Raw genomic sequence first — 13722 nt, forward strand, 5'->3', positions numbered from 1 at the left:
ATGCTGCCCGACTCATCCATCCGATTAAATAAATACATCAGTGAAAGCGGAATCTGCTCGCGCCGCGAGGCGGATCGCTTTATCGAACAAGGGAATGTCTTCCTGAATGGTAAACGCGCCACCATTGGCGATCAGGTGATGCCTGGCGACGTCGTAAAAGTGAATGGTCGGTTGATTGAGCCGCGTGAAGCGGAAGATCTGGTTTTTATCGCGCTGAACAAGCCGGTAGGGATTGTCAGCACCACTGAAGACAGCGAACGCGACAACATTGTTGATTTCGTTAACCACAGCAAGCGCGTGTTCCCAATCGGTCGTCTGGACAAAGATTCCCAGGGACTTATCTTTCTGACCAACCACGGCGACCTGGTGAATAAAATCCTGCGTGCCGGTAACGATCACGAAAAAGAGTATCTGGTGACGGTAGATAAGCCGGTCACTGATGACTTTATCCGTGGGATGAGCGCCGGTGTGCCAATCCTTGGCACCGTCACCAAGAAATGTAAGGTCAAGAAAGAAGCGCCATTTGTGTTTCGCATCACGCTGATTCAGGGGCTGAACCGCCAGATCCGTCGTATGTGCGAGCACTTTGGCTATGAAGTTACTAAGCTTGAGCGTACACGTATCATGAACGTTGGTCTGTCCGGCCTGCCGCTGGGTGAATGGCGCGACCTGACGGATGACGAACTGATCGACCTGTTCAAGCTGATTGAGAACTCGTCCTCAGAAGCCAAACCGAAGGCGAAAGCGAAGCCAAAAACCGCAGGCATTAAGCGCCCGGTGGTGAAAATCGAAAAATCGGCTGAGAAAGAGAAATCGCGCCCGGCGGCAAACGGGAAGCGTTTTACCTCGCCGGGGCGTAAGAAGAAAGGGCGTTAACGTCTGCCGCGCGTTGGGGTATTCGCTGACCAGGAAAATGATGCTTCCGCATCCGGTTTATAAGCCTGCTTTTTCTTCAACTGGCGGGCTTTTTTAGCTTCTGCTTCACGCAAGGCCATCAGTTTATCGATGTACTCTTTCTTGATGCTGTTGGTCTCAGCGTTGGTCAGCAGTCGACCATGCGCAATGCGCGCGCGGTCGAGCAGCGTTTTCAGTTCACGCTGTTCGCGCTCGGTCATCTCTTTTTGGGTAATGCGGGGGAGTGCCATAAGGGTGCCCTCTGTTAGCCGATATCCGCAGTGTACGGCAAAGTGCAGAGGCTGGGTAGGCCGGATAAGGCGTTAGCCGCTATCCGGCCTGCCGCCGCCAATTAGCGGCGTTCTTTTTCTTTAATCGGTTTACCGGACCAGTAACCTGCCAGCAGCGAACCGGAAAGGTTATGCCAGACCGAGAACAACGCGCCGGGCAGCGCCGCAAGCGGGCCAAAGTAGATTTTGCCCAGCGCAGCGGCAAGCCCTGAATTCTGCATGCCCACTTCAATAGCCAACGTACGACAGGTTGACTCGTCGAAACCAAACAGTTTTCCGCCCCAGTAGCCGCCGAGCAAGCCAATGGTGTTATGCAGGATCACGGCGATAATCACCACAAAGCCGACAGACGCAATGTGCGAGGCGGAACCCGCCACGACGGCGCTGATGATCGCCAGGATGCACAGCATAGAAAACGCCGGCAGATACGGTTCCACGGCTTTTACGACGCGTGGGAACAGATGGTGAATGACCAGTCCCAAAGCAATCGGAATGACCACGATCTGCAGAATACTCAGCAGCATACCCATCACATCCACCTGGATATGCGCGTCGACATACAGCCGTGTCAGCAGCGGCGTGGCGACAACGCCGACCAGCGTTGAAACCGATGAAATAGTCACGGAGAGCGCCACATCACCTTTTGCCAGATAGATCATGACGTTCGATGCGGTTCCGCTGGCGACGCTACCGACCAGCACCATCCCTGCCGACAGTTCCGGCGGCATATTAAATGCCAGCGCCAAAATCCATGCGGCGAGCGGCATCACCAGATAGTGCAAGAAAATACCCGCCGCGACCGGAGCGGGGCGTGAGAGTACGCGTTTAAAGTCGTCCACCTTCAGGTGAACGCCCATGCCGAACATGATCAGCATCAGCAACGACGGCACGAATGGCCCGACAGGCGTAAAGGTGGAGGGCGTGTAATACGCAATAACAGAGAGCAGCAGCGCCCATAACGGGAACAGCCGCGTGAGAGTAGCGAGCATGTTATCTTCCTTGCGATTGAAATGTGTTGTGTTGTTATAAAAAAGCCGGGTTCGAGCCCGGCTATAGTTATTGTTTATCGCGTGATGAAATATTATTCAAACAAATTATGATGCAGCTTCTGTACCACCTGTTCGGCTTCGCTACCGGGCACCAGGAAGCACAAGTTATGGCTGGACGCGCCGTAGCAAATCATGCGGATGTTGAACGGCTCCAGTACACCAAACACCTCTTTACCCACGCCGCAGGCTTTGGACAGGTCGTTGCCAATCAACGCCACCAGCGCCAGTCCTTCTTCGACTTCAACCCGGCATAGGGCAGACAGTTCCATCAGCAGAGACTGCGTTAACAGCGTATCGCCGGTGGAGGTTGAACCCGTGGTATCCAGCGTCAGCGCTACGCTGACTTCAGATGTGGTAATTAAATCTACCGAGATATTGTGGCGTGCAAGGATGCCGAACACTTCTGCTAAAAAGCCGCGAGAGTGCAGCATATTCAGGCTATGCAGCGTCAGCAGCGTCTGCTTACGGCGTAGCGCCAGCGCACGGAACAGCGGTGGATTCGCGGTTTTATTGCAGACCAGCGTACCGCCTGCTTTTGGATCCTTGCTGGAGCCAACAAATACCGGGATATCGCTACGTACGGCCGGCAACAGGGTTGCCGGGTGCAGCACTTTCGCGCCAAAGGTCGCCATTTCCGCGGCCTCTTCAAAGGCGATTTCATCAATACGCTGCGCAGCAGGAACAACGCGCGGATCGGTAGTGTAAATGCCTGGAACATCGGTCCAGATATCGACGCGCGTTGCGTGCAGCGCTTCGGCCAGCAGGGCGGCTGTATAATCGCTACCGCCGCGCCCCAACGTGGTGGTGCGGCCTTTGCCTTCGCTGCCGATAAAACCCTGAGTGATTACCAGACCTTCGCTCAGACGCGGGGCCAACTGGAGCGTTGCCAGTTCAGCCAGCGCCGCGACGTCGGGTTCTGCGCGACCAAAACGATCGTTGGTGCGCATCACTTTACGCACGTCAAACCACTGCGCTTGCACGTTGCGTTCACGCAGGATCTCGACGAACAACAGGGTAGACATCAGTTCACCGTGGCTGACCAGTTCGTCGGTCAGGGCGGTTGAGGTCGCCAGTGACGCCGCTTCTGCCAGCGTGGTGATGTTTTCCAGCAGACGTTCAATCTCTTCACGAATTACGTTTGGATAACGCAGGCGTTCCAGAATATTGAACTGAATTTGACGAATGGCGTCGAGTTTTTCGAAGCGCTCGGTTGGCTCCAGCCCTTCAGCCAGTGCGACCAGCAGGTTGGTAATTCCAGCTGAAGCGGAAAGTACCACTACACGGACGTTAGCATCAGAAAGTACCACATCAGCGCTGCGATTCATGGCATCAAAATCCGCCACGCTGGTACCGCCAAACTTGGAGACAACTACATCAGTCATAACTACCTCGTGTCAGGGAATGAATAGAGCGACCATGGCACATAAGGCAGAACGAAAACCGGTGCAGGCGCAAATGCAAATACCGTATTTATAAATAAAATGTGTAGCTTGCACTGTCAACGCTGGGATTATGCGGATTTTTCATGCTGCGTTTCCGTTCAGTAACAGCGCTTATAACATCTATACTTTTTACCCTGGTTCGATGGATACAAGGGCGATGGCATTAAAACAATCACACTTTTCTGTGACTGGCGTTACAATCGATCTCAGTCACAATTCTCAAAATCAGAAGAGTATTGCTAATGAAAAACATCAATCCAACGCAGACCTCAGCCTGGCAGGCACTACAAAAACACTTTGAAAAGATGAAAGACGTTACTATCGCGGATCTGTTCGCGAAAGATAGCGATCGTTTCGCTAAATTTTCCGCGACGTTTGACGATCTGATGCTGGTGGATTTCTCCAAAAACCGCATCACTGAAGAGACGCTGGCTAAACTGCAGGATCTGGCGAAAGAGACCGATTTGGCAGGCGCCATCAAGTCCATGTTCTCCGGTGAGAAAATTAACCGCACTGAAGATCGTGCCGTGCTGCACGTGGCGCTGCGCAACCGTAGCAACACTCCAATCATCGTTGACGGCAAAGATGTGATGCCGGAAGTGAACGCGGTGCTTGAGAAGATGAAATCCTTCTCTGAAGCGATTATCTCCGGAAGCTGGAAAGGCTATACCGGTAAAGCCATTACTGATGTCGTGAACATCGGTATCGGCGGTTCAGACCTCGGCCCGTTCATGGTGACCGAAGCACTGCGCCCGTACAAAAATCACCTGAACATGCATTTTGTGTCTAACGTCGATGGTACGCACATTGCCGAAGTGCTGAAGAAAGTGAATCCGGAGACTACGCTGTTCCTGGTCGCTTCCAAAACCTTCACCACTCAGGAAACCATGACTAACGCCCACAGCGCGCGCGACTGGTTCCTGGCGACCGCTGGCGACAACAAGCACGTTGCCAAACACTTCGCAGCGCTCTCCACTAACGGTAAAGCGGTTGGCGAGTTCGGTATTGATACCGCCAATATGTTCGAGTTCTGGGACTGGGTTGGCGGTCGTTACTCCCTGTGGTCTGCAATCGGTCTGTCCATCATCCTTTCTGTGGGCTTCGACAACTTTGTTGAGCTGCTTTCTGGCGCGCACGCCATGGACAAACACTTTTCCACCACTCCGGCGGAGAAAAACCTGCCGGTGCTGCTGGCGCTGATCGGTATCTGGTACAACAATTTCTTCGGTGCTGAAACCGAAGCGATTCTGCCGTACGACCAGTATATGCACCGTTTCGCGGCCTACTTCCAGCAGGGCAATATGGAATCCAACGGTAAATACGTTGACCGTAACGGCAATGCGGTGGATTACCAGACAGGCCCAATCATCTGGGGTGAGCCGGGTACTAACGGTCAGCATGCGTTCTACCAGCTGATTCACCAGGGTACCAAAATGGTTCCGTGCGATTTCATCGCTCCGGCAATCACCCACAACCCGCTGTCGGATCACCATCCGAAACTGCTGTCTAACTTCTTCGCTCAGACCGAAGCGCTGGCTTTTGGTAAATCTCGTGAAGTGGTTGAGCAGGAATACCGCGACCAGGGTAAAGATCCGGCAACGCTTGACCACGTTGTGCCGTTCAAAGTGTTCGAAGGTAACCGTCCAACTAACTCCATCCTGCTGCGTGAAATCACACCGTTCAGCCTGGGTGCGCTGATTGCGCTGTATGAGCACAAAATCTTCACTCAGGGCGCGATCCTGAATATCTTCACCTTTGACCAGTGGGGCGTTGAGCTGGGCAAACAGCTGGCGAATCGCATTCTGCCAGAGCTGAATGATGATAAAGAAATCACCAGCCATGATTGCTCAACTAACGGTTTGATTAACCGTTATAAGTCCTGGCGTTAATCTGCTTCTTCTTTCGAGCCGCAGCGGTGTTGGCTGCGTTCGTTAACCCCGGTCACATAGCTATCTATGCTCCCGGGGATTAACGATCTTGCCGCCTTGTTGCAATTCGAATGAATTTGCAGATTACTTATAAAAAAAGCCGATATTAATATCGGCTTTTTTATAATCTGGCGCCCGAATATCTACGTTTTTGCTTTACACCTTTATTGAGCTTAATCCTAAAATAATTCATTCAACGTTATCGTGTTTCTGGTGTTTTCAGAATTACCGGGTATTGCGTTTTTGTTTTTATATTTTAACTTTTTGATTGTATTGATTTAATTATCTTTCGTTAATCATTTTATTTCTTGTTATCTAATTATCCTAAATTCCCGCTTGGCGTAATTTGCACACTTTTGCTTGTGTATACTCGATCTCGCCCGAAATTCTTTTGGGTAAATCTCCATTCATACAATGAAGGGAATTTGTGATGAAAAAAGTTCTGTATGGCCTTTGGGCTATATCTGCGCTTGCGGCGACTTCTGTCTATGCTGCCCCCGTTCAGGTGGGTGAGGCTGCAGGGTCGGCTGCCGCGTCGGTTTCGGCAGGAAGTTCCTCCGCAACCAGCGTGAGCACCGTAAGTTCTGCGGTGGGGGTTGCCCTTGCGGCAACCGGTGGCGGCGATGGTTCTAACACCGGAACCACAACCACCACAACTACCAGTACCCAGTAATACCGGTACGTTTAATTCTAACCACACTTCGGTGTGGTTATTTTGCCGCTGCGGAGAAATGTCGTGAAGCGACCAGTGCTGATAATGGTTTGCCTGTTATTACAGGCGTGCTCAGCCACCACCGAAGGGCTGGGCCATTCGCTATGGGATAGCGTGTTTGGTACTCCCGGCGTACAGATGACGGACGATGAAATCAAAAACATGCCCTACGCCAGCCAGTACATGCAGCTAAACGGCGGCCCACAACTGTTTGTGGTACTCGCGTTCGCGGAAAACGGACAGCAGAAATGGGTGACTCAGGATCGGGCCATTCTCGTCACGCAGTCTGGGCGCATGGTGAAAACGCATCTCGGCGGGGATAACCTGATCGAGGTGAATAATCTCGCGGCAGATCCGCTCATCAAACCAAACCAGATAGTCGATGGGGCAACGTGGACCCGCACGATGGGCTGGACCGAACATCAGCAGGTGCGCTATGCCACCGCCCGCTCGGTTTTCGAATGGGATGGCACTGACACCATTAAGGTGGGTAGCGAAGATACGCCAGTACGGATCCTTGATGAAGAAGTCACCACCGATCAAACTCGCTGGCATAACCGCTACTGGATCGACAGCGAAGGGCAGATTCGCCAATCGGAACAGTATCTTGGCGCACGTTACTTCCCGGTGAAAACCACGCTGATTAAGGCGGCAAAATCATGATGAAACGAGCCGTTATGGCGCTGCTATTGAGCCTGAGCGCAGCGTCAGTTTTTGCTGCGGGTAGCGTTAAGGTCTTTACCTCCGCCAGCGAAGAGCCAAAGACGCTGACCGGGGCCGAACATCTGCTCGACCTGGTTGGGCAGCCGCGGTTGAGTAATAGCTGGTGGCCAGGAGCGGTTATCAGCGAAGAGCGGGCAACGACGGAAGCAGAGCGTCAGCAGCAGGCATTACTGGCTCGTCTGGCGATGCTCAGCGCTGAAGAAAGCGGTGACGATGCCGCGGCTATCAACGCATTGCGCCAGCAAATTCAGGCGCTGAAGGTGACCGGCAGACAGAAGATTAATCTCGACCCGGATGTTGTGCGCGTCAGTGAGCGAGGCAACCCGCCGTTGCAGGGCAATTACACGCTGTGGGTCGGACCGCAGCCAACGGATATAACGCTGTTTGGCCTGCTAAGTCATCCGGGTAAACAACCGTTTATACCCGGGCGCGATATCGCCAGCTATCTCGATGAGCAACGTCGGCTCAGCGGCGCAGATCGTAGCTACGCCTGGGTCATCTATCCCGACGGACGCACGCAAAAAGTCCCGGTCGCCTACTGGAACAAACGTCACGTTGAGCCGATGCCCGGCAGCATCATTTTTGTCGGACTCTCTGATGCTGTCTGGCGCAGCACCCCGGATGAAATCAATGCCGACATTCTTCGCACCCTGACCCAGCGGATACCCGAATAATGAGAAAAACTTATCTGCTCAGCTTACTGGCGCTGGGCGTAAGCATTGCCTGCCACGGTGAAACCTGGCCCGCGCCCATTGGACCTTCCCAGTCCGATTTTGGCGGCGTGGGACTGCTGCAAACCCCAACCGCACGCATGGCGCGTGAAGGCGAAATGAGCCTTAACTACCGCGATAACGATCAATACCGTTACTACTCTGCGTCGGTACAACTCTTCCCCTGGCTGGAAACCACCCTGCGCTATACCGATGTGCGTACCAAAAAATACAGCGGCGTGGAGTCGTTTTCTGGCGATCAGACTTATAAAGATAAGGCTTTTGATCTCAAACTTCGCCTGTGGGAAGAGAGCTACTGGATGCCGCAGGTGGCGGTTGGCGCGCGGGATATCGGCGGAACCGGCCTGTTTGATGCGGAGTATGTGGTGGCGAACAAAGCCTGGGGCCCGTTTGATTTCTCTCTCGGCCTTGGCTGGGGATATCTCGGGACCAGCGGCAACGTTAGCAATCCGTTTTGCTCATACAGTGATAAATTCTGCCATCGCGATAACAGCTACAAGCAGGCCGGTTCTATTGACGGTAGCCAGATGTTCCACGGCCCGGCGTCGCTGTTTGGCGGCGTAGAATATCAGACTCCCTGGCAGCCGCTGCGCCTGAAACTGGAGTATGAAGGTAATAATTACCAGCAGGATTTTGCCGGCAAGTTGGATCAGAAGAGCAAGTTTAACGTCGGCGCTATTTATCGCGTCACCGATTGGGCCGACGTTAACCTCAGCTATGAGCGCGGGAACACCTTGATGTTTGGGGTCACGCTGCGGACTAACTTTAACGATCTGCGACCAAACTATAACGACAATACCCGCCCGAGATATCAACCACAGCCGCAGGATGCCATCCTGCAACATTCGGTGGTGGCGAGTCAGTTAACGCTGCTGAAATATAATGCCGGGCTGGCGGATCCTAAAATTCAGGTGCAGGGCGATACGCTGTATGTAACGGGTGAACAGGTGAAATACCGTGATTCGCGCGAAGGGATCGAGCGTGCTAACCGGATCGTGATGAACGATCTTCCCGATGGGATCCGCACGATCCGCATTACGGAAAATCGCCTTAACTTGCCGCAGGTGACGACCGAAACGGAGGTTTCCAGCCTCAAGCGCCATCTGGAAGGCGAGCCGTTGGGCCATGAAACTCAACTGGCACAAAAACGCGTCGAGCCCGTGGTACCGAAAACGACTGAGCAGGGCTGGTATATTGATAAGTCACGCTTCAATTTCCACATCGATCCGGTGCTAAATCAGTCGGTGGGCGGCCCGGAAAACTTCTATATGTATCAGTTGGGCGTGATGGGAACGGCGGATTTGTGGGTTACCGATCATCTGCTGACCACCGGGAGTTTGTTCGCCAACCTCGCCAATAACTATGACAAGTTTAACTACACCAACCCGCCGCAGGATTCGCATTTACCACGCGTGCGTACCCATGTGCGTGAGTATGTGCAAAACGATGTCTACGTGAATAACCTGCAGGCCAACTACTTCCAGTCACTCGGAAATGGGTTCTACGGACAGGTTTACGGGGGCTATCTGGAAACTATGTACGGCGGAGCGGGGGCAGAAGTGCTGTATCGCCCGCTGGACAGCAACTGGGCGTTTGGTGTTGACGCCAACTACGTGAAACAGCGTGACTGGCGCAGCGCGCAGGACATGATGAAGTTCACCGACTACAGCGTGAAGACCGGGCATTTGACGGCTTACTGGAATCCTTCGTTCGCCCAGGATGTACTGGTGAAAGCCAGCGTGGGGCAGTATCTGGCGGGGGATAAGGGCGGAACGCTGGAAGTGGCGAAACGCTTTGACAGCGGCGTAGTGGTGGGCGGCTATGCGACCATCACCGACGCCTCGCCGGATGAGTACGGAGAGGGTGATTTTACCAAAGGGGTGTACGTTTCTGTGCCGCTGGATCTGTTCTCGTCAGGCCCAACCCGCAGTCGTGCGGCGATTGGCTGGACGCCGTTAACACGCGATGGCGGCCAGCAGCTTGGACGTAAGTTTGGTCTGTACGACATGACCAGCGACAGGAGTGAAAACTTCCGCTGATAGATGGCCGGATGGGACCTGCGCTTATCCGGCTCTATAAACGACGTAATAATTTTGCCGGATTTCCCGCATACACGCCTTTCTCGGTGATCGATTTGGTCACCACGCTTCCCGCGCCGACGACCACGCCATCACAGATAGTGACCGCCAGAATGGTCGCTCCGCTGCCGATCGAGACATCGTCGCCAATCGTAATACGTCCCCAACTGTTGCGGTCGGCATTGGGTTTTCCTTCGCGAAACATATCGTTGGCGAACATCACGCCGTGACCGATAAAACAGCGAGCGCCGAGGGTGACATATTCGCAGATGAAGGCGTGCGACTGAATTTTGCTGTCTGCGCCAATCTGCGTATTACCCTGGATTTCAACAAATGGTCCGACAAAAACGTTGTCACCCAATGTGCAGTCGTAGAGATTTGCGGGTTCATAAATTACCACGTTCTCACCGCAGGTAACGTTGCGAACAGCGGATTGTCTTAGCTGCATAATTCATCCTGTGAAATGTGTCGTGGCACTCATCATTCCCTGCTGACCTTTCTTGCACAAAATATAAACAAAAAATGTAGATCTCTGTCACATTTTTGCGTTATACAGGAACCTTGCCACTGAGTAAGAGGTGCTGTTATGACGTCGCTATCTCGTCCACGCGTGGAGTTCATCTCCACTATTTTACAGACCGTGTTGAATCTGGGGTTGCTGAGTCTGGGCCTGATCCTGGTCGTATTCCTCGGGAAAGAAACGCTGCATCTGGCGGATGTGCTATTCGCGCCGGAACAAACCAGCAAATATGAACTGGTGGAAGGGCTGGTGGTTTACTTTCTCTACTTTGAATTTATCGCGCTGATTGTGAAGTACTTTCAGTCAGGTTTTCACTTTCCGCTGCGCTACTTTGTCTATATCGGGATCACTGCGATTGTGCGGTTGATCATTGTCGATCATAAAGCGCCGATGGATGTGCTGATCTATTCTGCGGCGATCCTGCTGCTGGTGATCACCCTGTGGCTGTGTAATTCCAAACGGCTGAAGCGAGAGTAAAAGACAACACGCCGCAATTGGGCTGCGGCGTGTTTTGGGTAAAAATTACTGCGCAGAGGCCGGCTGGGTTTTCTCCGCCGCGGGTTCCCACAGTTCTTCAAATTTATCCACCGTCATGATCGCCAATACGGTAAAGCTAAGGTTGATCACGCCGATGGCGATAACGCCTGCGCCAAACTCATTCTGTTTAATTTGTCGAGTTTCAGGCGAAAAATTGATTTGCAGTGATGGGGGGCACGAAAGGAAATAATCGTAAGCGTAATGCAAAATAACATAAAAAAAGGGCGCTCCGTAGAGCGCCGAATAACAGTCACAGGTTGGGATAACATAAGTTGAGGGTTGCAGTGGCATTGCCCGTTGCCGGGCAGTTACTTCGGTAAAACTTAACCTTTCACACCACCCGCCGTCAGTCCGTTGACCAACCAGCGCTGTGCCAGCAGGAACACCAGAGTGATAGGAATGGCTGAAAGTACAGCTGCGGCGGCAAAGTCGCCCCACAAATAGTTCTGTGGATTGAGGTACTGCTGCATACCTACCGCAAGGGTATAGCTGTTCACATCACGCAGCAGCAGTGATGCGACCGGTACTTCGGTAATTGCGGCAATGAAAGACAGAATAAACACGACCGCCAGAATCGGAACGGAAAGCGGCAGCAACACCAGGCGGAATGCCTGCCATGGCGTTGCGCCATCCAGCGCGGCCGCTTCTTCCAGCGAACCGTCGATGGTTTCGAAATAGCCCTTAATCGTCCACACATGCAGTGCAATACCGCCGAGATAGGCGAAGATCACGCCGCCGTGAGTGTTAAGACCAATAAACGGAATGTACTGGCCCAGGCGGTCAAACAAAGCATACAACGCGACCAGAGACAGCACCGCCGGGAACATCTGGAATATCAGCATCCCTTTCAGCAGGGTTGCTTTGCCCGGGAAGCGCATACGGGCAAAGGCGTAAGCGCAGGTGGTGGAAAGCGTCACGATACCGATCGCGGTAATGGTGGCTACTTTCACCGAGTTCCACAGCCATAACAGCACCGGGAACGGCGGCGGCGTCACGCGGCCATCCGCGTGTTCAACGCTAAAGCCCAGCGCCAGTTTCCAGTGTTCCCAGGAGATGTTTTCCGGGATCAGGCTGCCGGTGGCAAAGTTACCTTCACGCAGCGAGATAGCGATAACCATCAGCAGCGGGAACATGATCGCTGCAATGAAAATCAGCAGCAGCAAGTGCGTTGTTAAGAGACGCAGTTTCTGAGATTTGGGTTGTACCATAGCCATGTTCGTTGTCTCCCTTAATCAAACTTCATACGCGTGGCTTTCAGGTTCACGATGGCCAGCGCACCGACCAGCAGGAAGATCAGCGTGGCAATCGCCGCCGCCAGACCGAAGTCCTGACCACCGCCGCCTTCGAAGGCGATACGGTAGGTGTAGCTCACCAGCAGGTCGGTATAGCCTGCTGGCGTGGTGGTACCAAGACGGTCTGGACCACCGTTGGTCAACAGTTGAATCAGCACGAAGTTGTTAAAGTTAAAGGCGAAGCTGGCGATCATCAGCGGCGTCAGCGGCTTAATCAGCAGTGGCAACGTAATCTTAAAGAAGTTCTGGAACGGACCTGCACCATCCATCGCCGACGCTTCATACAGGTCGTCAGGGATCGCTTTAAGCAGACCCATGCACAGGATCATCATGTACGGGTAACCAAGCCAGGTGTTGACGATAATAATCATCGAACGCGCGGTAGTTGGGTCGCTGAACCAGGCCGGTTTGATGCCAAACAGCGCGCTCAGCATCATGTTGATTTCACCGAAGCTCTGGTTGAAAAGCCCTTTGAAAATCAGAATCGAAATAAACGACGGTACGGCATACGGCAGAATCAGCAGGACACGGTAAATCTCTTTGCCTTTGAGAGACTCCCACTGTACGAGACAGGCCAGTACCATCCCCACGGCCACGGTGAGGATTACGGTCAGAACGGAGAAGACCACCGTCCAGACAAAGATGGCGAAGAACGGTTTCTGAATGCCTTCGTCGGTAAATACGCGGGCGAAGTTGTCCCAACCGATGGCAACGGTATAGCCTGGGCTGAGTTTTTCGTTACCCCAGCTACCGTCAGCGTTAATTGCCTGATAATAACCAATATCGTTGTTGGCGCGGTATTTTACGCCGCTTTGGCTGTTGGTAAGCGTGCCGTCATCAGCGAGCGTATAGAGTGGCTGCGTGCCGGAAAACTGGCGCAGTGAACTCATAATCACTTTGCTTTCATCCGGCAGGATGGCGGTGAGTTGGGTTAACGCCTGGCGATTTTGCGTAATGACACGCAGCGTCGCACGTTCGCCCGCTGGCAGCGCCTCGGCTTCTTTCAACTGCAGTTTCTGTTCGCCGCCAAATTTAAAGGCGTCGGAGAGATAATTCTTGCCGGTTTCTCCGTCGGTGAGGGCCAGTTGCCACTCCGTACCCGCCGGATACAGGCCGAAGTTGTAGGTTTTCCCCGCCTGATAAGAACGGTCCATCAGGACTTCCTGAGCACGTTCAAAGGTCAGTTGGTTGGTGCTGCTGTAGTTGGTAAAGGCAATTGCGATAGTACAAATTAGCGGAAACAGGACAAACAGCCCCATCCCTGCAACGCCTGGGTAAACATAGCGCCAGGCGTAGGCTTTACGGTTAGCAAAAATATACAGGCCAGCAGAGCTTAAAATCAGCGTCATGATGGCAAACAGGTACTCCCCCTGAGCATACATCAAAACAACAAGGTAACCGACCAGCAGCCCAAGCAGACCCATCACTGACCATTTCAGCCGGTCGCTTTGCCACCAGTGTTTCTTTTTAATGACATCCATGGGGATCAATCCTCTTTACGCTTTATCCTTCGCACTACCTCTTTG

14 protein-coding genes are annotated in these 13722 nt (G+C 53.1%); 7 read left to right on the forward strand and 7 right to left on the reverse strand.

What is annotated here, in order from left to right; genetic code table 11:
• Positions 1–876 carry a 23S rRNA pseudouridine(2604) synthase RluF gene (gene rluF / locus WC7_RS00555; RefSeq protein WP_016155331.1) on the forward strand — a complete coding sequence of 292 codons (876 nt, stop codon included), beginning with the start codon at positions 1–3 and terminating at the stop codon, positions 874–876.
• On the opposite strand, the gene WC7_RS00550 is transcribed toward rluF, so the two are convergent.
• From WC7_RS00550 to lysC, 3 genes are all read right to left on the reverse strand, one after another.
• Entirely contained in the window at positions 873–1145 is a 273-nt protein-coding gene (locus WC7_RS00550; RefSeq protein ID WP_003826541.1) for a YjbD family protein, read from the reverse strand. The genes rluF and WC7_RS00550 overlap by 4 nt on opposite strands.
• 101 nt (positions 1146–1246) lie before the next feature.
• Positions 1247–2173, reverse strand: coding sequence for a ketopantoate/pantoate/pantothenate transporter PanS (gene panS / locus WC7_RS00545; protein WP_016155332.1), 927 nt, complete (start codon positions 2171–2173; stop codon positions 1247–1249).
• A gap of 92 nt (positions 2174–2265) precedes the next feature.
• Positions 2266–3615, reverse strand: a complete 1350-nt coding sequence (gene lysC, locus WC7_RS00540) for a lysine-sensitive aspartokinase 3 (protein WP_016155333.1) — start codon at positions 3613–3615, stop codon at positions 2266–2268.
• 302 nt (positions 3616–3917) lie between these two features.
• On the opposite strand from lysC, the gene pgi reads away from it, so the two are divergent.
• From pgi to WC7_RS00515, 5 genes are all read left to right on the forward strand, one after another.
• Positions 3918–5564: a glucose-6-phosphate isomerase gene (gene pgi, locus WC7_RS00535; RefSeq protein ID WP_016155334.1), complete on the forward strand. Its 1647-nt coding sequence runs from the start codon at positions 3918–3920 to the stop codon at positions 5562–5564.
• A gap of 469 nt (positions 5565–6033) precedes the next feature.
• Complete coding sequence (yjbE, locus tag WC7_RS00530) at positions 6034–6276, forward strand: exopolysaccharide production protein YjbE (protein ID WP_003826562.1); 243 nt, start codon at positions 6034–6036, stop codon at positions 6274–6276.
• A gap of 63 nt (positions 6277–6339) precedes the next feature.
• Positions 6340–6978, forward strand: a complete 639-nt coding sequence (locus WC7_RS00525) for a YjbF family lipoprotein (RefSeq protein WP_016155335.1) — start codon at positions 6340–6342, stop codon at positions 6976–6978.
• Positions 6975–7712 carry a capsule biosynthesis GfcC family protein gene (locus WC7_RS00520; RefSeq protein WP_016155336.1) on the forward strand — a complete coding sequence of 246 codons (738 nt, stop codon included), beginning with the start codon at positions 6975–6977 and terminating at the stop codon, positions 7710–7712. The genes WC7_RS00525 and WC7_RS00520 overlap by 4 nt, the downstream gene beginning before the upstream one ends.
• Positions 7712–9808, forward strand: a complete 2097-nt coding sequence (locus WC7_RS00515) for a YjbH domain-containing protein (protein ID WP_016155337.1) — start codon at positions 7712–7714, stop codon at positions 9806–9808. Before WC7_RS00520 ends, WC7_RS00515 begins: the two co-directional genes overlap by 1 nt.
• A gap of 34 nt (positions 9809–9842) precedes the next feature.
• Here the strand turns inward: WC7_RS00515 and WC7_RS00510 are convergent, their stop codons facing one another.
• Positions 9843–10295, reverse strand: coding sequence for an acyltransferase (locus WC7_RS00510; protein WP_016155338.1), 453 nt, complete (start codon positions 10293–10295; stop codon positions 9843–9845).
• A gap of 138 nt (positions 10296–10433) precedes the next feature.
• Here WC7_RS00510 and psiE point away from each other — a divergent pair, with 138 nt between their 5' ends.
• Complete coding sequence (gene psiE, locus WC7_RS00505; protein WP_003031674.1) at positions 10434–10844, forward strand: phosphate-starvation-inducible protein PsiE; 411 nt, start codon at positions 10434–10436, stop codon at positions 10842–10844.
• A 45-nt stretch (positions 10845–10889) separates the two neighbouring features.
• On the opposite strand, the gene WC7_RS00500 is transcribed toward psiE, so the two are convergent.
• The 3 genes from WC7_RS00500 to malF are packed head-to-tail and all read right to left on the reverse strand — an operon-like array spanning position 10890 to position 13677.
• A complete protein-coding gene (locus WC7_RS00500; RefSeq protein ID WP_016155339.1) occupies positions 10890–11195 on the reverse strand; it encodes a hypothetical protein in 306 nt (101 codons plus the stop codon).
• 32 nt (positions 11196–11227) lie between these two features.
• Entirely contained in the window at positions 11228–12118 is an 891-nt protein-coding gene (malG, locus tag WC7_RS00495) for a maltose ABC transporter permease MalG (RefSeq protein ID WP_016155340.1), read from the reverse strand.
• A 14-nt stretch (positions 12119–12132) separates the two neighbouring features.
• Positions 12133–13677, reverse strand: coding sequence for a maltose ABC transporter permease MalF (malF, locus tag WC7_RS00490; RefSeq protein WP_016155341.1), 1545 nt, complete (start codon positions 13675–13677; stop codon positions 12133–12135).
• Between the last annotated feature and the right edge of the window lie 45 nt (positions 13678–13722).

Source organism: Citrobacter sp. KTE151 (assembly GCF_000398845.1).
In the GTDB taxonomy this organism is placed as follows: domain Bacteria; phylum Pseudomonadota; class Gammaproteobacteria; order Enterobacterales; family Enterobacteriaceae; genus Citrobacter; species Citrobacter braakii.